The organism is Pseudomonas zanjanensis (assembly GCF_014268745.2).
Taxonomy (GTDB): Bacteria; Pseudomonadota; Gammaproteobacteria; order Pseudomonadales; family Pseudomonadaceae; genus Aquipseudomonas; species Aquipseudomonas zanjanensis.
Genome location: NZ_JABWRB020000001.1, coordinates 34,237 through 56,476 on the forward strand (window position 1 = coordinate 34,237; position 22,240 = coordinate 56,476).

Annotated in this window: 16 protein-coding genes and 1 pseudogene; 9 read left to right on the forward strand and 8 right to left on the reverse strand. The window is 54.1% G+C overall.

Annotated features, from left to right (window positions below; translation table 11 throughout):
• Positions 1-11 precede the first annotated feature (11 nt).
• Positions 12-1,301: a replication protein gene (locus tag HU715_RS00175; RefSeq protein WP_225917533.1), complete on the forward strand. Its 1,290-nt coding sequence runs from the start codon at positions 12-14 to the stop codon at positions 1,299-1,301.
• A 439-nt stretch (positions 1,302-1,740) separates the two neighbouring features.
• On the opposite strand, the gene HU715_RS27200 is transcribed toward HU715_RS00175, so the two are convergent.
• From HU715_RS27200 to trbJ, 3 genes are all read right to left on the reverse strand, one after another.
• A complete protein-coding gene (locus HU715_RS27200) occupies positions 1,741-2,061 on the reverse strand; it encodes a hypothetical protein (protein WP_225917534.1) in 321 nt (106 codons plus the stop codon).
• Entirely contained in the window at positions 2,058-3,623 is a 1,566-nt protein-coding gene (trbL, locus tag HU715_RS00180; protein ID WP_186705417.1) for a P-type conjugative transfer protein TrbL, read from the reverse strand. Before trbL ends, HU715_RS27200 begins: the two co-directional genes overlap by 4 nt.
• A 193-nt stretch (positions 3,624-3,816) precedes the next feature.
• A complete protein-coding gene (gene trbJ / locus HU715_RS00185; protein ID WP_186705418.1) occupies positions 3,817-4,611 on the reverse strand; it encodes a P-type conjugative transfer protein TrbJ in 795 nt (264 codons plus the stop codon).
• A gap of 464 nt (positions 4,612-5,075) precedes the next feature.
• Here trbJ and HU715_RS00190 point away from each other — a divergent pair, with 464 nt between their 5' ends.
• Positions 5,076-5,438, forward strand: a complete 363-nt coding sequence (locus tag HU715_RS00190) for a plasmid mobilization protein (protein WP_186705419.1) — start codon at positions 5,076-5,078, stop codon at positions 5,436-5,438.
• 336 nt (positions 5,439-5,774) lie between these two features.
• Here the strand turns inward: HU715_RS00190 and HU715_RS00195 are convergent, their stop codons facing one another.
• The 4 genes and pseudogenes from HU715_RS00195 to HU715_RS27510 form a co-directional block, all read right to left on the reverse strand.
• Positions 5,775-6,965: a hypothetical protein gene (locus tag HU715_RS00195; protein ID WP_186705420.1), complete on the reverse strand. Its 1,191-nt coding sequence runs from the start codon at positions 6,963-6,965 to the stop codon at positions 5,775-5,777.
• Complete coding sequence (locus tag HU715_RS00200) at positions 6,949-8,658, reverse strand: AAA family ATPase (RefSeq protein ID WP_186705421.1); 1,710 nt, start codon at positions 8,656-8,658, stop codon at positions 6,949-6,951. The genes HU715_RS00195 and HU715_RS00200 overlap by 17 nt, the downstream gene beginning before the upstream one ends.
• 94 nt (positions 8,659-8,752) lie before the next feature.
• On the reverse strand, positions 8,753-11,260 hold the full coding sequence (locus tag HU715_RS00205) for a P-loop NTPase (RefSeq protein ID WP_186705422.1): 2,508 nt from the start codon (positions 11,258-11,260) through the stop codon (positions 8,753-8,755).
• Between the two features lie 730 nt (positions 11,261-11,990).
• Positions 11,991-12,074: pseudogene (locus HU715_RS27510) on the reverse strand (winged helix-turn-helix transcriptional regulator); the annotation flags it as partial.
• Between the two features lie 540 nt (positions 12,075-12,614).
• Here HU715_RS27510 and HU715_RS27210 point away from each other — a divergent pair.
• Together HU715_RS27210 and HU715_RS00210 are read left to right on the forward strand one after the other, a co-directional pair.
• Entirely contained in the window at positions 12,615-12,890 is a 276-nt protein-coding gene (locus tag HU715_RS27210) for a hypothetical protein (protein WP_225917536.1), read from the forward strand.
• A gap of 4 nt (positions 12,891-12,894) precedes the next feature.
• On the forward strand, positions 12,895-13,419 hold the full coding sequence (locus HU715_RS00210) for a helix-turn-helix transcriptional regulator (RefSeq protein WP_186705423.1): 525 nt from the start codon (positions 12,895-12,897) through the stop codon (positions 13,417-13,419).
• A 350-nt stretch (positions 13,420-13,769) separates the two neighbouring features.
• Here the strand turns inward: HU715_RS00210 and treR are convergent, their stop codons facing one another.
• The gene (gene treR / locus HU715_RS00215; protein WP_186705424.1) at positions 13,770-14,474 is read right to left on the reverse strand and encodes a trehalose operon repressor; all 705 of its coding nucleotides are present in this window, start codon (positions 14,472-14,474) and stop codon (positions 13,770-13,772) included.
• A gap of 245 nt (positions 14,475-14,719) precedes the next feature.
• Here treR and treP point away from each other — a divergent pair, with 245 nt between their 5' ends.
• The 5 genes from treP to HU715_RS00240 all read left to right on the forward strand — a co-directional run bounded on the left by treP (position 14,720) and on the right by HU715_RS00240 (position 22,140).
• On the forward strand, positions 14,720-16,162 hold the full coding sequence (treP, locus tag HU715_RS00220) for a PTS system trehalose-specific EIIBC component (RefSeq protein WP_186705425.1): 1,443 nt from the start codon (positions 14,720-14,722) through the stop codon (positions 16,160-16,162).
• A gap of 68 nt (positions 16,163-16,230) precedes the next feature.
• On the forward strand, positions 16,231-17,877 hold the full coding sequence (gene treC / locus HU715_RS00225; RefSeq protein ID WP_186705426.1) for an alpha,alpha-phosphotrehalase: 1,647 nt from the start codon (positions 16,231-16,233) through the stop codon (positions 17,875-17,877).
• Between the two features lie 143 nt (positions 17,878-18,020).
• Positions 18,021-19,244, forward strand: coding sequence for a maltoporin (locus HU715_RS00230; protein ID WP_186705427.1), 1,224 nt, complete (start codon positions 18,021-18,023; stop codon positions 19,242-19,244).
• Between the two features lie 71 nt (positions 19,245-19,315).
• Complete coding sequence (ptsP, locus tag HU715_RS00235; protein WP_186705428.1) at positions 19,316-21,850, forward strand: phosphoenolpyruvate--protein phosphotransferase; 2,535 nt, start codon at positions 19,316-19,318, stop codon at positions 21,848-21,850.
• Between the two features lie 2 nt (positions 21,851-21,852).
• Complete coding sequence (locus HU715_RS00240) at positions 21,853-22,140, forward strand: PTS sugar transporter subunit IIB (RefSeq protein WP_186705429.1); 288 nt, start codon at positions 21,853-21,855, stop codon at positions 22,138-22,140.
• Positions 22,141-22,240: the final 100 nt, after the last annotated feature.

Genomic DNA, 22,240 nt, shown 5'->3' on the forward strand with positions numbered 1-22,240 from the left:
ACGAGGCGCAGATGTATCACGATAGTACTAGGAGCGGTTTTTTCTCATTGCTCGTCGATTCTCGTGGTGGAAAACGGCAGTCCTCTCATCGCTTAGCTGACATGCCAAAGGTGCTCAGTCTGTTGGACAAAAAGATTGACACTTGGATTTCGCAGGCTGAGTTCATCCGGCCCAATCGGCGCGTCGTCAATCTGTTGCGGCTGGGCCTGCTGTTCGCTGACCTTGATACCTACCGCGTGCCCGCCTTGGCCAGCCGCAAGCCCGACGAGCTGGCCGCCTCCGTGCTGTTCCTTTGCGCCGACGCGGGGTTGCCCGCGCCCTCGATACTGATCTACAGCGGCCGGGGCATACAAGCCAAATGGCTGCTTGAGGGCACGATACCTCGCCAAGCCTTACCCCGCTGGAACGCCTGCCAACGCTACCTTGTAGATCGCCTTGCCTACGTCGGCGCCGACCCCATGGCCAAGGACGCGAGCCGCGTGCTGCGCACCGTGGAGACGGTCAACAGCAAGAGTGGGGAAGTCTGTCGTGTGGTTCACGTCCAAAGCGGCAATGACGGCCAGCCGATCCGCTACAACTTCGAGTATCTGGCCGAGGCGCTGCTACCGGCCGCCCGTTGGACTATTGAGCAGCAGCGGCAGGAACAGGCCGAGCGCCGCACCACGAAAAACGCCTTTCTTTTGGTGTCAGGGGGCAAGGTCGACAATCTGCGCGGTTTCTCAGGCAGGCAGCTTGCTTGGGATCGCCTTGAAGATCTGCGCAAGCTGGCCGAGCTGCGCGGCGGGGTAGGGGAGGGCAGCCGGATGCAACATCTGTTTTGGCGCCTCAATTTCCTTTTGTTGTCTGGGGCGACAAACAGCAAACAGATGTATCACGAGGCCTCAGCGCTGGCTCGCGAGCTAGATCCGCAATGGAATAGTCGTTCCAAGGAGCTCATGACTTTATTCAGCAAGGCGAAGGCCTTCGAGTCAGGGGAGCGTGTCAGTTTCGCGGGCAAGGACTACCCGCCGCTATATACGCCCAAAAATGACACGTTGATAAACCTATTTGGGATATCCACAGATGAGCAGCGGCAGCTTAAAACCATCATCAGCTCTGAGATAACGCTAGAGCGTGATAGGAAGCGGCAGGAGGCACGTAGGCGTGCCGCCGGTGCCGTCAGCCGCGAAGCCTTCCTGAAAGCGGCAGAAGGCCGCCGTGCTCAAGCCCAAGCGCTAAGAACCAGGGGGTTGAGCATTAGGGATATAGCTGCCCAGATGGGGGTGAGCAAGTCGGCCGTAGGGCGTTATCTAGGCAGCTAAGCCAAGCGTCCCACATCCGTCCGTATTACTAATGGCGAAGCCTCCGTGCCTTTGATGGCGGCCCGTTCACCCTGATTCAGGTTGGCGGCGATGGGTGTACTAAGTCCGTGCGTATTACTAATGGCAAAGCCTCGGCGGGTGTCCCACATCCGTCCATATTACTAATGGCGAAGCCTCTGAGCTTTTGATCGGGGCCGTCAGTACCTGTTCTGCTGGTATAGAGGGCGCTCTGTATCTGTGTCACCCCGATGCCGGCTGATCGAGGTATTCGCGTGACATAAGCCCCCAGTGCCGAGGGCAGTTTAATGGCTTGCAGCAGGTGTGATAGGGCGAGCTGAGACAGGTCCGTGCGTATTACTAGGTAGCGGTGAGTCGGAGCCCCTTCATGCTGGGGAAGTCTGAAAAAAGAAACCCCGCATTCAAGCGGGGTTTTGTGTGGTCAGCTATTGTCGTGATCCTTCCGTCTCTGAGCTTCCTGCGCAACTCGTATAGTTGTCAGAACTTGCTGGTTCAACGCGGCACTATTTTTACTTCCTAGCAGTGGTAGGCGACTCAAGGCTTGTGCTCCGCAGAACATCCGATAGGAAGCTGACATAGCAAATGGACTTAACCGAAGCTGCAAAGCGGTCCATTGTTGATCCAGTCTATCGAGCAATGGTCCATGGCCTTTGCTGCGTAGCCACCTACCGAGCGCCCACAAGGCAATTGCGGAGGTTGATGCGAACACGGCGAATCCTGCGAACTTCAAAATTGCCATCATGGTTGTTTCTCCGGTTGGTCGTTGCTTGAGGTCATTCCTGGCACATTTAGCGATGTCAGTTGGCCGAGTGTGGAATTGCTTTCAGAGGCCGGACGAATAAGGTTGGATTCTGCTTCTGCAGCATCTCCGCTATGGGTCGGAACGGTCGTACTGGACTCATCAGAAGCTGGTGATGAAGAGCCGGCACCAAGAGAAAAAGAGTGCGCGTTCTCCATGCCCGGCACGGCCATTGAGGCCATCACTCCGAGTGCCTTTGCTCCGCCATTGGCTGCTTGGGAAAGTGCGCTGCCGGAGCTGACAACGCTCCCTTGCTGTGTCGCTTGTTGGTCTTTGTCATTACTGCCCTGTGCGTTTTTTCCAGCTTGCTCGGTGGCCTGCTTAGCACTGCTTGCCGTTTGCTGTGTGGCCGCGCTCCCGCCTAATCGAGCACCAGACGCCGCTGCCCCCTTGGCTGCTGCTTGTCCGCCCGTGCTTGTACCGATGCCAGCGGTTGCACTGCCGCTGGAGGCGGTCGCCGCAGGCGCACCGGCAAAGCTGGAGTTGATCGAGGTGGCCAGACCGCCGCCAGCCCCATTGGCACCGGCAGCAACGCCAGTCCCAGAAGCGCTGAGAGCACCAGCAGCAGGAGCGGCAGCCCCAGCCGTGGCGATAGTGGCCGCAGCAGCTGCCGCCCCGGCAGCACCAGCCACTGCCATCCCACCAATGGCCGAGCCGCCGCCCATTGACGTGCCGCTAATCATGCCGCCGATTAGGTCAGGAATTGTCTTCGTCAGGTAGCAGCACACCAAGGCTAAACCGACCATTGTCATCAATGAGGCTTCGTCGTTGGTGTAGGCAGCTAACCACTCTTTAGCCGACTGTACGATCAGCCCGACGATCAGAGTCAAGACGAACAATTTGGCGCCGATTGCCACGGTGAACCGCATGGGAGCGATCGCGAAATCGCGTGTCCATTGCGAGCCACCAAAACCGTAGAACAGCACTGACGCGTTGATGATTACGTAGGCCTCTACGAGCGTCACAAACATAAACGCTGCGATGAAGGCGAAGCACGCCAAGACCAGTACCGCGCATACTGCGATCAGAACTCCTTTGCCCGGAGAGAACACTGAGATGCCCTCCACCATGGTGCGGCCGAAGTCCAGGGCTACTGCGAGCATATCGCCGGGTTCTAACGCTCGGCCAAGACCGCTCGCTGATGCGGCCGCGTCGCGGAAGCTGTCGACAATGGCTGTCGACCACTCGACGGAGTAAGTCATTACCGCAAGGAAGAATCCGATCACCATGATGAAGCGCAGCAGCTCTCCGACTATCTCGCCCAAATCAGCTTGTTTCATGACCAGAGGCATAAACGTCCAGATGAACTGGATAGTGGCGAGCAGCCAAAATAATCTTATGGCGTAGTCATACAGCTTTCCTGACCACTGGTGAGACTGCTGCAAAACAAGATCTAGCAGTCCCTGAACCGAGGTGTCGGCATGGGACAGGTTTGTTGCAGCCATAGAATTTCCGGCCAAGAGCATGCTTGCTATGGCAATAAACAACAGCAGGCGACGTTCCATAATCAGTACCCCTTAACGCCGCCGCGAGAGTTAGGACGTGCCTCAAAAGCAGCATCTGCGTCAGGCTGCTTCCTCTGTTGCTCAGACGCCACAGCACAGTCGCTATCGTTTTGAATGACCACAGTGATAACTGAGCCCACCATCGCGGCCCCGGCGCAAATGAGGGTCATGAGCCATTTCGAGATAACCATCCTCAGTACCCCTTCACACCGCCGCGTTTACTTTCACGCGATTCAAATTGCTGCTCGGCTGCTTCGCTAGCGGCTTTTCGGTCGCCCTGCTGAGCCATGTAATTACTCTGCATATTGATTTGCGTGGCCACCAGATCGCGAAGCTTTTGCAGTTGTTGCACGTTCTGCGAGGCTATTTCGTTGCCCGCCTGAATAGCTTGCATCCGTCCTACGGCGCTTTGCGAGCGTGCCACCATGCGGTTTAGCAGGGCGTCTTCCGACTGGAAAGTGCTGGTATTGAGGTTTGCCGCTTCCATTGCTGTTTTGGCGTTGTCGCGGCCTTGCTCCGACCATTCTTTATAACGATCACGCATCGGAGTTTCTGCCGAGTTTGCCGCTTGTTGAAGGTAGGATTCGAAGCCTGGAAATGCAGTATTGAACTGTGCGTCCATGTTCTCAATTTGACGGCCCAACGCTTGCGAGCGTTGATAGATGTTGACCACACTTTTAAGGTCGGCAGCGATGATTCCGAACATCGAATTGGGTAGTCCCACGCCTTGTGTGACCATGTTCTGGTACTGCTGAATTTGAGTTTGAAGTTGCTCGGCTGTGTTTAGTGCCGTGTTGACCTGTTCGGCATACTCGAACATCTGTTGATAGAACGTCGAGCAATTTGCGCAATAGATGGCGTAAGCGGGAGAGGGCGCAGTGTAAACGCCTACTCCGAAGAATGTGCTAGCCATCGCTATAGCGAGCCTTACGTTTCGGCCTAACTTTGGGGAAGCATAGGTCAAGGGTTTTTCTGATTCCAGCTCCATATCGAATTCCTCATCTGTTTCGCTCGAGCTTTGATTATTCACTGATATGGAGATGTTATAAATATGCGGATAGGTTTCTATCCGTCTTCACCTAGTTCGAGAGTCCCGAAATCAATAGAGGGGAAGCGCCCTTTGTCTGAGTTTTTATTGGGTGTGACAGTATTTTAAGTAAGGCAATTTAGTGCAATTTAGTGAAACTAAACGCAATTCAAGGCAACTTAAGTATAAAAGATTCGGCTTGAGAAGATTTTGGCGCTGTAATGCTGCAAAGAACCGAAAACTGCCTTAAATTTATTTGAGTTGCATATATTCGGACGGCAAGATGTGTGTTGTACGGGTACGGGCAAGCCCGCCCCCTCCCAACACCTGCCCTTATTCGCCTTCGGCTCAACGGATCTTGCTCTGCGAAGCCCACAGCCGCTGACGCGTCTAAGAGCGAAAACACAGCAGCAACAGGAGCGCTCATGCCACCAGGCACGAAAGAAAAAGCACCCGCTCGGCGGCGTGGCAAGCCAATCGAGGTTTGGGTTACTGATGAGGAAAAGGAGGCGATTACTGAGCGTGCTATCGAGGCTGGAATGTCCCGTTCTAGCTACCTTCGCGCCCTTGGGATGAACTCGCCAATACGGTCTGTTGTTGACCTGACCGCCGTGGCCGATTTGGCTAAGGTAAACGGCGACCTCGGACGGGTCGCCGGTCTGCTGAAACTCTGGCTCGCAGAGAAGCGCGGCCAAGGTGCCAGGCCGACAGACGTTGAAGCGATGATGGACGACTTTCGGAAGTTGCAGACCGAAATCCTCGCCATTATGTCGCGGGTTGTCAAATGATCGCCAAACGGGTTCCGAGAGATAAAGGAACACACAGCCCCACCCGATTGGTGCGCTATATCGTTGCGACCGTTCGTTAGGCTAGGACTTATTGCTCTGTCCTAGACACCGAGAAAGATGACTGGGGGGAGGTCGATATTAACGGAGACGAATTGTGGGGAACTATTCCGTCGCTCACTTTATATTTTTAATATAAAAGCCAAGCCGATACAAATTCTAGATTGTATCGGCTTGGCAGTGAAAATGAATATAGTGGAGATTATGGTTAATACGCATATCTGATTTCGTGTATGTAATGCGTATTGTTAACTACTAAATATGTGCCAATTATCCCTCTCATAGCATCGGCTGATCAACGATGCATAACGTTTGGTGAAAAAGTTCATTCAGGGCTTCGATTTTGAATTTTTGAGCGGAAACTTTTGTATTAGGTCTTCGTATGTCGATTACGCTTTTATAAAGCGGCGACATGAAATCAATATTAGTCAGCTCCTCTCCTTCTTGTTTAAGGAACTCGCGAAGCTCGTAAGTGCAACAGTACCATTCTCGAAGATCTTCATTCCCATTGTACATCCCTTTTATCTTGAAAAGCTTTAAGTTGTTATTTTTGGCATTGCTATTTTGCTGGAGGATGTCTAGACAGAAAGTGTTGCGTATATCTCCGTCCGGAAGGAAGCCAAACCGAAACATTGGATCGTTATCTAAGCCTTCAATGTGAGGATGCATATGTCCCAACATGGAATTGTTTCTCTTAAGTTTTTGATTGCAAATAGAGCCTGCGGGGATAAGGTTATAAAGTGATATGGCGAGAAAGGGGAAGCGGGTTCTTGGATAAAAATGGTCCAAGTCTGGTCGGACAGATATGGAGCTGTATGTTTGTATTGACTCCAGGCCGCAATATGGGCAAACTGTAATTTCTAACTGTTCTGTGATGGCTTGACCAAGTTCTTGTGAGACCGCATCATAATCGAAACAGCTGGGAAGTTGGTTGACCCAAGCAGGGAAAAGTGCTCGGTCACGCTCAGTTATCTGAGAGTGTCCGCGGAAAGCATTCTCTAATCTACACAAGTATTTCTTTTTCTTGTATCGAGGAATGCTTGATTCAAGCTCGGCGATTATGAATGGGGTAAGATATAGTCTATATCTTGAGGTTAACCTTTTTAACTGTTGGATTGTTCGGTTTACAAGTTTGTCAAACTCACTCCTGTCGGAGGGAGAGTCTGTTGCCATGTTGATAATATTTGTTGCGATATCAATTTCTTTTAGTAGGTAGCTGTAGCAATATCTCTCTGCTATATAGGGGAATAGCGTGTACAGCCTTTGAATGATGTCCTCGAATGACGCGGGTTCGCTTCTTAGCAAAACCTCAAGAAAGCGCTTATTGAATATTTGCTTAGCTAGTTTCCTATGAATGTGAGGGATAGTTTCAACGAGCTTTGAAATGTTGGGCCAAAGAACTACGTTCAAAGCATACTGAACGTATGTTTCCTTGAAGTCGGATGAGAAAGCCTTATTGATCTTTATCATGATTTAAAAGAAAATTTCTTGTGTTAGGATTTGGTATATTAGAGATCAATTCTCTATCAGCAGAGGTGAGTGCACTTTGTTCTGCTTTTCTAAGAAGATACTCGATTTTGCGACGTGCATGCTCTCCAAAAGTAGAGGTTAAATGCATCCCCTTTATATATATATCTACGATACTGTTGCCGAATCCATATGAGTTTGTCACTACTATATCGCCATCTTCATTTTTTGTTAATGAAGCTATGTCGTCAGGCAGGAAATCACTGATAATTATTGGAGAGTGCGTACAAATGACAATCTGCGAGGTTTTAATATCTCGGCTGGCTTCTATTAATCTCAGGTGGTCAAGCATTTCTTGGATAAATGTACGTTGCCATTCTGGATGCAAGTACAGATCTGCTTCATCAAAGACGAAAATGGTGTTAGATTTTGAATCGATTGATTTTAGGTAGTGATAGCTTTCGGAGAAAATGTGGGTTCTAGCTAGTTCGCCGCTACTAATGCCACGCCAACCCCAGGAGATGTTGTTGGCAATATTCGAAGGCAGACGATTAATCGCACCGGTCAAATCCTGCACAGCATCATAATAGTCCGTCTTTACACTTTTGAGGTTAAGTTTTTCGCCGTCATAGCAATAGTCAAATAGAATTGTTGCTATTTCTTCGAAAATCTCTAGATAGTTCTCAAGTAAAGCTTGGAGGTTTCCAAAATTAATCTGATCTTTGGAAAATGGTTCTTCACTTTCTCCTTGATTAATTGGGTTCTGTACAAAATCGGGCCAATCTGCAATCTCTAAATCTTTGATAGCTTTTCGGAGCCTATTAGCAGTGCTCATCCCGATAGCGCTTACATGATACGTTTTGTCAAACTGAAAGAGTATGCTTGGAAGAGTCTTTTCTTCGGCGTTCGAAGCTTTGGCTAGAGCACTTGATATCGATAGGAAGTTAAGTTCAATTAGTTTTTGAAATACTGCGCCGTGTGAGATTTCGCTGTCTGATAACTCGAATTGAGGTTCGTAAGTTATCCATTTTTCTATAAATTCTTTTTCTGAAGCTATCGCCTCTATACTTCGTTTGGCAATAGTAATAGGTGAGCTAGAGAAAACGAATTCGAAAACAATCTCTTCCATGAACTCTTCTCTGTTGAAGGAGTCTCTGAAGTATGCCAACAGTTTTTCAAAGTATTTACGTTGCCTTGCGTTATTTTTGACATTTTCATATATAGTAAGATTGTGAATGTTTGGGGAGTGTTTGGTTTTTTTGAAGTTTAGTGTATCTTCACTCGAAGATATTGAATTTATTTTAACAAAATTTATGTTGTGGTCTGATAAGAATTGGGCACTGTTTGTGACAAATACGAATTCTTTGTCGCAAGTTGTTTCTTTGATCTCCTTTGGAGAGATGTTGATTGGGCAGATGTGATATTTTTCTTCGGTTTCGTCGAAGAAAATTATCAATGCACTAGAGTCACTGGTGCCGTTTAATGTTTCCAATATATCGAGAACACTACTTTTTCCAACTCCATTGGGACCAATCAGAGCTGAGCAATACCGATCATGATAATATTCAGCGGTATTTTTCGGTTTGCTAAGATGCAAGATGCTATTGTGAAAGGTGCAGCGAAAGCTGCCGTTAAGTGGGACGTTGATTCTACGTAACGCTTTATGCTCTGCTATAAATATATGAGCAAGAATCATGATGCTTTCCGTGTCAATGTAATCTAATATAAATAGACGGTTTTTAGTTTTAAAAGAGCAACTAAGTTACTTGTAGTTGCTCTGTGGGAGGCGATTAGTTGTTTGTCATGTCTGGGTTGAATTTGAGGTATCGCTTCAAGATATCCATAAAAACACTGTCGGCTTGGTGATGTTTTATGCCCCTATTTACTACAGTTTTTAACATGTTCAAGGAATCTTCGTCCGAAGGGTTGCTTTCGACAATCTGAATTAAGCACTGCCCTAGCGAAGTGAAGGGGTATACATCGTGGTGCCCGCGCATTTCGATCTCCCGTAGGAGTATGGCAGTCCCTTCCTCGTACAGCTCACGTTCTGAATAATCAGTCTTGATATATTTTTTTAACAGAGTTTGCCCTAGAGCATGGCGAACTTGAAATGAGTCATAAAGTCCCAAACCTTTTCTAAAGCAGTGGATTGCCCCTTCTATATCACCATCTTTTTCTAGAAAACGACCATATTGAAGCCAAAATACGCCGTCGCTCGCAAATAGATTTTGGCATTTCGAATAAATTTCATGTATGTATGAATAATTCTTTCTCCCTCTGAATAGGGTCTCCGTTAAATAGTGGAAGGAGAGTGTGGATCGATATATTTTGTAACTCAAAGGGTGATGTTTTATGTCTTCAATTGTAAACTTTGGTGCGAGGCATATCATCAAGTTAATAAGACGAGTTTTGATATCTTCTTGCGGAATGTTATAAGCGAGATGATATTCTGCGATCGAATGATGTCGCGCAGAGACGCCACGAGCTACCCCGTGAGTATGAATTTTATCTCTCAAACCATCTGAAATTATTCGATCTAAATTTGATACTGATATGTTATGAGTCTCAGCAATGAAGTTTAGCGGTAGTGGCAGGCGCGCGGCAGTCACCAATGCTACTGTTTGGTAAACGTCGCGGGCTTCCTGGGTATCAATTTCTCGATACTCTTCTGCCAGTTTTTCTCGGTATGACTTGCGTGATGATAAATCGTACAAGGTTGCAAGGAGATCCCCTTTATATCCTTTGTCAAAATCAATAATTTCTTTGATTGAATTTTTTCTTGTTTTGCCTGTTAATTTTTCGAATCTGATCCCCAATTCGAACGATTTGTCATAAAGTTTGGTGGCACTTGCTAAATTAAGATTTTCTACTTTGATTTGGCGAATGTTGTCAAGTTGGCTTGACATAAAGTGATGTTTGTTTCTTTCATATTGACGAGTTCGTTCTTCTATAATAACGCATAATCTACAAGAGGTTGCTCTATCCATTATCCTTTCAAAAACGGCATTTATAGCGTAGAAATGTTCATATGCTGCATCTATTACTAAACAGAATAGGCCGCGGGTGTCTTTAATAGTGTTCCAGAGATGCTCAATTTCTATACCATTTAGACCGTTAAAGTGATGCACGTTAAGATGGTTGACCGAGATCTCGGCTGCTGCCATCATGCATGCGGTTGTTTTCCCCGATCCTAATGGTCCTGTAACAGCGATAAGTCGGCATTTTGAGTCACTATTTAAAAAAGCATTAACCTCGGAAACGATGGCTCTGTGTGCTGGGAGTACTGCCGGCACATGATGCGACACGTAGAACCATTCTGGTAAGTCGCCCATGTAAAATCGTGAGTATGGACCACTTTCTTCACTAGCTAAGGCTAACTTTGTAGGAATGTGTTCAAAATTCTCGGAAAACCATCCGATGGAGCGGTTTGCATTGCCTGCTAAGTAAGGGGCTTTACGTTTTAAGAACTTTTCTGGGGATACGTGGCTTATTTGAGACTTCAAGTACGAAAAAAAATCGCCAGCATTAGCTACTAGGGGCGTTATTCCTTTTCGTAGGTAGTGGCTTTTTTCTATTTGTGTAAAGCTTTCTCCAACTACCCAGCTTGGTTCCCTGCTGTTAAAACTGTCTGCGGCATTCTTTGATCGAATGGCGCTATCTATAGCTGACCCTTTGAATTTCGAACCGATAAATAGGCAGTTGCCATATTCGATGTTCAATGCGCACTTGGTCAGCCATTCGCTTTGTTTGGAAGAGGTGATTCCGTAGCTAATTCCGTCGATCACTACACCGGCTGAAATGTCGGTTACTGTACCATGCAGATATACGATTGGCGGTGCGGTGGGTAGTGCATGAACAGGTTCACTATCTGAGTAATTGTATATTTTATAATCGGGATAGCTAAGTCCTGATCTCTTGTTTTGAGCTAATGCTTCGTTTGCTATGTTGTCAATATTCGTGGTGAAAATTGTTTTCCACCATAGTTTGAATATGTCCGTTTGCCAAGTATGTACTGAGCTAACCGAATAGTTTGATGTTAAAAAATTATCAAAGTCGTCGATGTCGTCCTGGCCCGCACCAAAAGCAGTAGGAAAGTCGGTTAGCAGGGCTTCCTCTGGAGGATATCCTGCCGACTCAAAAATTCGCTTTATAAGCTCGTCGGTGGACGGAACTCCTTTGCCATTTAGGGATGGCGTGCCAGCGAATGTCTCTGCACCCAAGAACAGAGTTAGGTTCCCGGTCTCCATTTTCGGGATTATTTCCGCATCGATTATTCGTTTGGCTTCGTGGTTCAACATGGGCGACTCCTATCCGTAGAATTCAGGTCGACTGCATCATCAGTTTGGATCTCATCGGCCACATTCATCGAGAGACCGATCGGAGTTTGATCATATCAATTTGGCACCATTTAAGAAGCTGAAATGCCAGAGGTTTCTGTGGCAGCATCGTTCCCAGGGGGCTGTGATGGTAGAGCTATGCAGGCCAAAGAGGCCCGTTGACATTGGTCTACCGCTGTGGGTCATGCCTTTCGCTGTGATAGCGGGCTTAAAATGCAATGTCTGCGAGCCGTTGAGACGGAGCAAACATGCTAAGAAAATCAACAAGGATCAAATGAGCATTTGGCTTGCTCGCGCACAATGCGGAGGTAGGTGATGAAAGATCGCAGTCACGATGAGGCAATGGCAGAGCTTTTTCAGAGAGATCCGTCGTATGTGATTGAATTAATCGCGGATGTCCGTAGAGGTGGCGACAGCGATGAGCTGGCTGTCGTGTTTCGTCAGCTGAACACTCACGTTGACTTGAAATCCGTAGCTTCCAGCAGTTTGGCCCCTCGGGAATAAAATCGTGCTCATGGTATTTTTCATGGTTTCACCCTTGCACGCGGCATTAATGCCTGCATTTTAAAGGCCCAGTACTTCGCTATTAATAATAGAGTGGGAGTGATGGGGCGTCCGGCGCTGACCGGTAGCCTCTAGCAAGTAACACCCTGAAGCCCGCTTAGTTGCGGGCTTTTGGCGTTTTAGGGTTCGGCACCTCCTTGTAGTCGGTCCTCGCCAGCACGCGGTCGGCTTCCAGATCCTTCTATTTCTGGATCAGCACTTTGTCACTGACGTGATGAGACTTGAAAGGCCCGCGTCATTGCCAGCCAAACACAAAACCGTGGCGAGGGAGCTTGCTCCCGCTGGGGTGCGAAGCGCCCCCAATCCAAGCGGGTAGGGTCAACCTGACACACCGCCGATGAGGGTTTGGGGCTGCTGCGCAGCCCAGCGGGAGCAAGCTCCCTCGCCATAGGATAGAGGCGATTCCAAGCGGTCTGTGCCCATCTGCTACGCACCAATTCCCCATCGTTGTTCCTCGCTTGTCCGTCGCTCTCAGCCATCAATGGCACCTGACGGCTCAGTCACCTTTCGCTACGATTCCCCGCCTCATCGGGCACCGAGAAGTGCTTATCATCGGACGGCGAAGCCCTGCGGGAATTTCGCCGGCACGCCTTGCGAAACGCTGTCGCGTGCCAAGTATTGCGCCTCGTACCCCCTGTATCCATGCTGCGACCGGGCAAACGTGACCCCGCTGGGCAGAGCGTCGTTTGAAAGAATGAGCTAGGTTGTCATTTGACAACCTGGCTGATCATGCGAATACTGGAGATCACGGATGATTCGTCCAACGCACCCGAAGAAAGAAATCGAAGAAACGCTTAGGTATGCCGAAGGGCAGGGGTGGCGCGTAGACGCTGGTGGCAGTCACGCTTGGGGGCGGGTTTATTGCCCGTACAAAGACGCGGAATGCCGCTGTGGCGAATTCTGTATCACATCGATATGGAGCACGCCGAAGAGTCCTGGCAACCACGCGCGAGCATTGCGACGCGTCGTGGACAATTGCACTGCGCATCGCAATCGGCGCGACGCTGATGGCGATGCTGAGGAATAGAACAATGGAATATATTTTTACCTTGAAATATCAGCTTGCTAACGATGGCTGTGCCATGGATGAACTGGTGGAGCGGCTGGGAGAAGCGGGCTGCGACGATGCTCTGGTCGGCATCGGGCAACCGGGCCGGCTGGCGCTTGAGTTCACCCGCGAGGCGCCTGATGCGGTCAAGGCGGTGCTTAGCGCTCTGGCCGACGTCCATCGCGCAGTGCCGTCGGCCAAATTGATCGAGGTCGCGCCTGATTTGGTCGGACTGACCGATGTCGCGGAGATCGTAGGCGTGTCTCGGCAGAATATGCGCAAGCTGATGTTGGCTCATCCGAGCAGCTTCCCGACGCCGGTGCACGAGGGGAGTGCTTCTATCTGGCATTTGGCGGACGTGCTGACCTGGCTGCAGGCCAAGGGCAGCTATTCGCTTACCCAGAATGTGTTGGATGTGGCTCAGGTGGCGTTGCAGGTCAACGTTGCGAAAGAAGGCCGACGGTTACCTGGCATGGCTTGCGAAGAGTTGGACGCTTTGGTTGGGTGACAGACATCTCAGCCTCTCCTCTGTTCGACGAGCCGGTTGTCAGGAGTAATCGTTTTTGTGCGCGGCTCTTTTTATCTAATCGTTTTTTTACAACCATAACCGTTACCTACAAGATCAGGTGCACGACATCATTTCTGGAATGCCCGTGCTGCAACAGTTCAGGGTATGAGTCGAAATCGCTGTTGCCGTCTCGCGGGTGTTTGAGGAGGACGGCGGAGCGTGTGCTGCTGTGATCGATCGATATCGGCCGGGAAAACCTGTCGACCGCTGAAGTCCTTCAGGCTTAGGTATTAGAGAACTGTGAACGAATCAAATCCATGTGAACCCGTATCCACACGCCTTTTTTGCGTTCACCGCCGCGCCACATCCGAAAAATAAAACTTATCCAGCGTATGCCGCGACTCGGTGTACTCGAACTGCCGGCCATCCTGGAGAAAGGTCTGGTTACTCACCACGATGACATGGCTCTGGCCTTCGAGGTCCAGGTGCTGCTGGTCGTCCTTGCCGCAGCGGACCGCTTCGATGGTGCGCTGGGCGTAGGCGATTTGCAGTTGCAGGGTCTGTTCGATGAAGGCGTAGATCGACTGCACGGCAATGTCGCGGGTCAGGCCGGGGATAACGTCGCTGACGAAATGGTTGATGTCCAGGATCACGCGCTTGCCGTCGATTCGCCGGACCCGCTTGATGCGGGTGACCTGGCTGCCGGCGGGGGCCTTGATGTGCTCGAGCAGCGCGCCTTCCAACGGTAACTGGCTGAACTCGACCACTTCGGTACTGACGTCATTGCCCAGGCGCGGGTAGGTCTCCTGGAAACTGACGATGCCGCCGAGCTGGAATTCGATGGGCTGGGTGGACAGCACGAAGGTGCCCTTGCCATGGATTTTCTGGGCGAAGCCGCGCTCCTGAAGTTGTTCGATGGCCTTGCGCACCGTGCCACGACTGGCCTGATAACTGTCCATCAGTTCGGTTTCGGAGGGCAGGCGAGCGCCTCGCTCCAGGCGTTCGGTGGTAATGCTGGTCAGCAGATCGTTGTAGATCTGGTTGTATTTGCTCATGGAGAGGGCTCTGTACCGCGCTGTTCACCGGGGCGGAACCTTACGGGCCAAGTGGGGGATTTGTCCATTCGGCTGTCATTCTTTGACGACAGGAGCGTAGGACGTTTCCGTGACAGTCGGGGGCTCATCATAAACAAAAACATAACTCGTCTGTACGAGTTGTTGATTTAACTCGTACAGACGAGTACTTTCTCTTCCACGTGCTGTCGACTCTCAATAACAAGAATGACGCGGAAGAAAAAAGCATGAGCCACGATTACTCCAGAATCGCCAGCGAGCTGCTGCACAGCTTGGGTGGCGTCGACAATATCGAGCAGGCCGCCCACTGCGTGACGCGCCTGCGCCTGTCCCTCAAGGACGCGACCCGGGTGGACAGCGCCACGCTGAACCAGATCGACCTGGTCAAGGGCTCCTTTTTCACCGGTGGCCTGTTCCAGGTGGTCATTGGCCCCGGCGAGGTGGAAAAGGTCTACGCGGCCCTGCGCGAGCTGACGGGCCTGGCCGCCGCGACCATCGCCGACGTCAAGCGCCAGGGCGCGCAGAAAGGCAACGGTATGCAGCGCCTGGTGCGGGTGCTCTCCGATGTGTTCATGCCCATCCTGCCCGCCCTGGTGATCGCCGGCCTGCTGATGGGCGTCAACAACCTGCTGGGCGCCAAGGGCATGTTCATTGCCGGGCAGACGTTGCTCGATGCCTATCCGAACCTGGACGGCGTCTGGAGCCTGATCAATCTCATGGCCAACACCTCCTTCGTCTTTCTCCCGGCCTTGGTGGGCTGGTCGGCGGCCAAGCGTTTCGGCGGCAGCGAGATCCTTGGCATCGTGCTGGGCCTGATGCTCGTTCACCCGGACCTGCTCAACGCCTGGAACTACGGCAAGGCCGTGGCGGGATTGGACGGCCAGAGCCTGCCGTATTTCGATATCTTCGGCTGGTTCCGGATCGAGAAAGTCGGCTACCAGGGGCAGATCCTGCCGATCCTGCTGGCGGCCTATGTCATGAGCGTGATCGAGCGATGGTTGCGGGCCCGGGTGCCCAACGCCATCCAACTGCTGGTGATTCCCATCACCACCATTGTGATCACCGGTGTGCTGGCCCTCGCCATCATCGGTCCGGTCACCCGGCACCTGGGCATCCTGATCACCGAAGGCATGGTGGCGCTGTTCGACCTGGCACCGGTGATTGGCGGGGCGATTTTCGGCCTGCTCTATGCGCCGCTGGTGGTGACCGGCATGCACCACATGTTCCTGGCGGTGGACCTGCAGTTGATCTCGACCCAGGGCGGCACCTTCATTTGGCCAATGATCGTCATGTCCAACCTGGCCCAGGGCAGCGCGGCGCTGGCGGTGTTCTACATGACCCGCAATGCGCGGGACAAGAGCATGGCGTCCACCTCGGCGATTTCCGCTTATTTCGGCATCACCGAACCGGCAATGTTCGGGGTCAACCTGCGCTACAAATTCCCCTTCTATTGCGCCCTGACCGGCTCGGCCCTGGGTTGCATTTTCCTGTCACTGAACAAGATCAAGGCCTCGGCGATTGGCGTCGGAGGCCTGCCGGGATTCATTTCCATCGTGCCTGACTACATACCGATGTTCGTGGTCGGCATGGTCATCGCCATGAGCGTGCCCTTTGCCCTGACCTGTGCGTTGAGCATGAAGATCGTCCGGCCGGGGTATCGGGTGGCCTGACCCTGTGGGCGGGCTTGCCCGCGATGAGGCCCGCAAGGCCAGTACCAAACAGACTGAAGGAATTGCACATGCAAGACTGGCAACGCTCGGTGATCTACCAGATATATCCCAAGAGTTTCTACAGCCATGGCGGCCAGGCCACTGGTGATTTGCTGGGGGTGGTGGACAAGCTCGACTACTTGCAGTGGCTGGGTGTGGATTACCTGTGGCTGACGCCGTTCCTGCGTTCGCCGCAACGGGACAACGGCTACGACATCAGCGACTACTACGCCATCGACCCCAGCTACGGCACCATGGCCGATTGCGAATTGTTGATCACCGAGGCGCGCAAGCGCGGTATCAAGCTGATGCTCGACATCGTGGTCAATCACACCTCCATCGAGCACCCCTGGTTCCAGGCCGCCCGCAGCAGCCTCGACAACCCGTACCGCGATTTTTATATCTGGCGGGACCAGCCGAACACCTGGGAGTCCAAGTTCGGTGGCTCGGCCTGGGAATACGAAGCGCAGACCGGACAGTATTACCTGCACCTGTTCGACCATACCCAGGCCGACTTGAATTGGGACAACCCCCAGGTCCGCGCCGAAGTGTTCAAGATGATGCGTTTCTGGCGGGACAAGGGCGTGGGGGGCTTCCGTCTCGATGTGATCAACCTGATTTCCAAGCCGGCCGACTTTCCTGACGACCACACCGACGGCCGGCGTTTCTATACCGACGGTCCCAATGTGCATCGCTACTTGCAGGAAATGCACCGGGAAGTCTTCGAGGGTTTCGACCTGATCAACGTTGGCGAGATGTCGTCCACTAGCCTCGAGCACTGTGTTCGTTATTCGTGCCCGGCCTCCTGTGAACTGTCGATGACCTTCAATTTCCATCACCTGAAGGTGGACTATCCGAACCTGCAAAAGTGGGTGCGGGCCGACTTCGATTTTCTCGAGCTCAAACGCATCCTGTCCGACTGGCAGGTCGGCATGCAGGCCGGTGACGGCTGGAATGCGCTGTTCTGGTGTAACCATGACCAGCCGCGAGTGGTGTCGCGGTTCGGTGACGACGGTGAGTACCGCGTGCCTTCGGCGAAGATGCTCGCCACGGCGTTGCATTTTCTCCAGGGCACGCCATTCGTGTACCAGGGCGAGGAGCTGGGCATGACCAATCCGGGTTTCGATCACATCGAGCAATACCGCGATGTGGAAACCCTGAATATCTATCGCCTCAAGCGCAACGCCGGAGTCCCCGAAGCCGAGGCCATGGCGCCAATCATGCAGAAGTCCCGTGACAACGGGCGCACGCCAATGCAATGGAGCGCTGGGCCGAACGCTGGGTTCAGTCGGGTCGAACCCTGGATTGGCGTGCCTGCCAACGCCGCGTTCATCAACGTCGAGCAACAACAAAAAGACGCGACCTCGGTGCTGCATTACTACCGCGAGCTGATCGCCCTGCGTCGCAGCGAAGCCTTGATCCAGGACGGCGTCTATCGCCTGCTGTTGCCTGAGCATCCACGCGTGTGGGCGTACCTGCGCGAAGGGCAGGGTGAGCGCCTGCTGGTGGTCAGCCATTTTTATGGCGGCGACTGCGAGGTGGAGCTGCCCGAAGGGATCCTCACCCAAGAGACGAAACAACGCTGGGTGATTGGCAACTACGAAGCGGCTGAACACCGATACCGACGGCTGCGCCTGCGGCCCTACGAGTCGTTCGTGCTGCACCTGAGCGACTGAATAAAAAACTTCCCTTGACCCAGGCAATGCCTGACAGCGAACACGTTGCGCCAGACGCATCGTGGGCCCCTTGTCGCCGGCCAAACGGCAAACAAGGGGGGAAGTCATGGAGCAAACAACAATAAGAAACAATGGAGAGGCGTATGAAAACAATAATAAACCGTGGCCTGGCCGCGTCCTGTATCTGCCTGGCGCTGCCGTTACCGGTTCAGGCGCTGGAGTTTTCCGGTTATTTGCGCAGTGGCGTCGGCAGCGCGACCAATGGCCGTTCCCAATCCTGTTTCCAATTGCCTGGGGCGCAGACCAAATATCGGTTGGGCAACGAGTGCGAGCAGTACGGGGAATTGGAGCTGCGCCAGGATCTGTTCACCCTCGACGATGGCTCGGTGTTGAGCGTGGACGGCATGGCGTCGCTGTACAACCGCTACGACCGCACGCCGACCTTCCAGGGTGAAAACGGCGCGGCGCGCATGCCGCAGATGTATGCCCAATGGTCGAATATGCCCAGCCTGAACGGCGGGTCGTTGTGGGCCGGCCGGCGGTATTACAAACGCAACGACATCCATATTTCGGATTTCTACTACTGGAACCAGAGCGCCACCGGTGGCGGGATCGAGGACGTGCTGATCGGCGGGTTGAAATACAGCTACGCCTTCTCGCGCAAGGACAACCTCTACCAGAAAGACCCGGTCAACCGGCATGACTTCAACGTCGCCGGTTTCAGGACCAACCCCGGCGGCGAGCTGGAATTTGGCCTGAGCTTCATCGACCGGGCGAACCGTCGTGACGCCCACCGCGGTTGGGCCCTGACCGCCCAGCATGTGCAACAGGACTTCCTGGGTGGCAAGAATAAACTGGCCTTGCAATACGGCGAGGGCCCCGGCACCGGGCTGGGTTATACCGGCGACACCGGGCTGGACGACAGCAACAAGAGCTATCGTCTGGTGGAGTTTTTCGATTGGCAGGTCACGCCGCGTTTCGGCGGGCAGGTGCAGGCGGTGTACCAGAAGGACATCCGCCCCGATGGTGCCGACCAGGACTGGCTGTCGTTGGGAGTTCGCCCGGCGTACGCCATCACCGATCAGTTCAAGCTGGTGGCCGAACTGGGCCACGACCAGGTGCAGGCCAACGATGGAACACGCAAGCTGAGCAAATTCACCTTTGCCCCCACCTGGTCGCCCAAGGGCCCGGAATTCTGGGCGCGCCCGGAAATACGGCTCTATTACACCTACGCCAGTTGGAACGCGGCGGCCCAGCGTGCAGCCAATGAGTTGGCGGCCGGCTCGGCGCTGTCCGACACCGGTGCGTTTGGTGGGGCGCGGCATGGTTCCAACGTGGGCCTGCAGGTCGAATATTGGTGGAAATGACCCGTGCAGGCGCGGGTCGCTGATCGGCGTGCCCGCAATGCGAAAAAGAACAGACAGCAGCAGGTGAAGTCATGAACACAACGCAATCCTTGCAATTGCTCGCACCGCTGTCCGGGGTCTTGATGCCTTTGGACAGCGTGCCGGATCCGGTTTTCTCCAGCCGTGTGGTGGGGGATGGCATTTGTATCGATCCGACCTCGCAAACCCTTTGCGCGCCGCTGTCCGGTGTCGTCGGCACGCTCCAGGACAGCGCCCATGCGGTGAGTATCACCGCTGACAATGGTGTCCAGGTGCTGATGCATATCGGCCTGGACACGGTCAACCTGGCGGGCGAGGGGTTTACCTCGCGGGTGACCATGGGGCAACGGGTCGAGGCCGGTCAGCCGCTGATCGATTTCGATGCCGACTACATCGCCTTGCACGCGCGCAGTCTGTTGACGCTGATGCTGGTGGTCAGTGGCGAACCCTTCAGCCTGCTCGTGGACGAGGCCACTGGCATCGAGAGCGGCGCGCCGCTGTTGCAGGTGCGCCAAGGTGAGCAAGGGGCGATCAATGAGACGCAGCCGGGCACGGTGCTGTTTTCCCGGCGGCTGGTCGTGCCCAATGAAAGTGGCCTGCACGCCCGTCCCGCCGCGGTGTTCGCCCAGGCCGCCAAGGGCTTCGACGCCCATATCCAACTGCATAAGCAGCAAGCCAGCGCCAACGCCAAATCCCTGGTGGCGATCATGGCGTTGCGGACGGCCAAGGGCGACAGTGTGCAGATCAGCGCCGCCGGTGCCCAGGCTGGGCAGGCCGTCGAAGCGCTGGAACAATTGCTGCTGTCAGGGTGCGGCGAAACAGTGCAAGCGCCGCTAACACTGGAGCCGATCACTGCCGTCGAACCGTCGATGCCCAGCCGGCTGCGGGGTGTCTGCGCATCGCCCGGCTCGGCGTTTGGTGAAGTGGTCCAGATCGCTTCCCAGGTCTTGGACATCGAGGCGGCGGGCGTCGGCATCGAGGCCGAGCAGGCGGCCCTGGATCAAGCACTGGAGCAGGCGACGCAAGCCTTGAAAGCATTACAGGGCGAGGCGGCAGGCAGCGTCCAGGCACAGATTTTTCGTGCCCATCAAGAATTGCTCGAAGACCCCACCTTGCTGGAGCAGGCCCAAGCCTTGATCGCCGCGGGCAAGAGCGCGGCATTCGCCTGGAAAACCGCCACCGAGGCAAGCGCCGCGCTGTTCCTGCAATTGGGCAGCGCTTTGCTGGCCGAGCGCGCAACGGACCTGGCCGATGTCGGGCAGCGGGTACTCAAATTGATCCTGGGCGTGCAGGACAACGCCTGGAACCTGCCCGAACAGGCGATTCTGGTGGCCGAGCAACTGACGCCCTCCCAGACCGCCAGCCTCGACACCTCACGCATCGCCGGTTTTGTCACCGTGGGCGGCGGCGCCACCAGCCATGTCGCGATCCTGGCCCGTGCGCTGGGCCTGCCCTCGTTGTGTGGCGTGGCGCAAGACGTGTTGGCCTTGGAGAACGGCACTCGGGTGTTGCTGGACGCTGATAGCGGTGAACTGCACGTGAACCCGGATCAGGCCTTGATCGAGCAACGCCAGGTCGCGGCTGAGCGGCAGCGCCAGCGACATCAGCGAGACCTGGAGCAGTCGGCCCTGGCGGCTCGTACCCTGGACGGCCATCGAGTCGAGGTCAGTGCCAATGTCGGGTCGCTGCGAGACGTGGAGCAGGCCATGGCCCTTGGAGGCGAAGGTGTGGGACTGTTGCGCTCCGAACTGCTCTACCTGGATCGCGCCCACCCACCTGGCCACGACGAGCAAGCGACCCTGTACAGCGCCGTCGCCCGGGTTCTCGGACCTGAGCGCAACCTGGTGGTTCGCACCCTCGACGTGGGTGGGGACAAGCCGCTTGCTTACGTGCCGATGGCGCATGAGGCCAATCCATTCCTGGGCATGCGCGGCATTCGCTTGTGCCTGGAGCGACCCCAGTTATTGCGCGAACAATTCCGGGCAATCCTCGCCTGTTCGGGGCTGGCACGGCTGCACATCATGCTGCCCATGGTCACGCACCTGGCGGAGCTGCGCCTGGCGCGGCAAATGCTGGATGAGGAGGTCCGTCAGTTGGGACTCACGCAGGCGCCGAAGCTGGGCATCATGATCGAAGTGCCGGCGGCGGCGCTGATGGCTGACCTGTTTGCCCCTGAAGTGGATTTCTTTTCCATCGGCACCAACGACCTGACCCAATACACCCTGGCCATGGACCGTGACCATCCACGTTTGGCCAGCCAGGCCGACAGCCTGCATCCCTCGGTGTTGCGCCTGATCGCCCGTACCGCCGAGGCCGCTCGCGCCCATGGCAAATGGGTCGGGGTGTGTGGCGCGCTGGCATCGGAACCGCTGGCGGTGCCGGTGTTGTTGGGGTTGGGCGTAGATGAGCTATCGGTCAGTGTGCCGTTGATTCCGGCCATCAAGGCCTGTGTGCGTGAATGGAACCTGAGCGAGTGCCGCACGCTGGCTCAACAGGCCTTGGGCCAGGAAAGCGCCGAGCAGGTGCGTGATCTCCTGCGTATTCACTCATCCACGGCCACCCCGGCCACCCTGGCCATGGAGCATTGAACATGTTCGACAAACTACAACAGACCTTCTGGAAAGCCTTGACCCCGGACCTGGTCCCGGAAGAACCCAAGCGGCCGGCAACGGTTGACGGGCTGGCGCCGGCCCTCATTGCTGCGTTGGGCGGCGCGGAAAACCTCAAGTCCCATCAACCTGTGGCGTTGACGCGACTGCGGGTGGAACTGTGGGATGTGGCCCGGATCGATCGGGCCGGGTTGAGCGGCGCGGGTGTGGCGGCGGTAATGACGCTGAACAACGGCGTAGTGCACCTGATCACCGGCTTGCAAGGCTGACTGTAGAGGGGCTGCTGCGCAGTCCAGCGGGAGCAAGCTCCCTCGCCACAAGAGCGTGTTTCGGCGTGGGGGGCGTTCGTTGTTTTGCGGGTAATGGAAT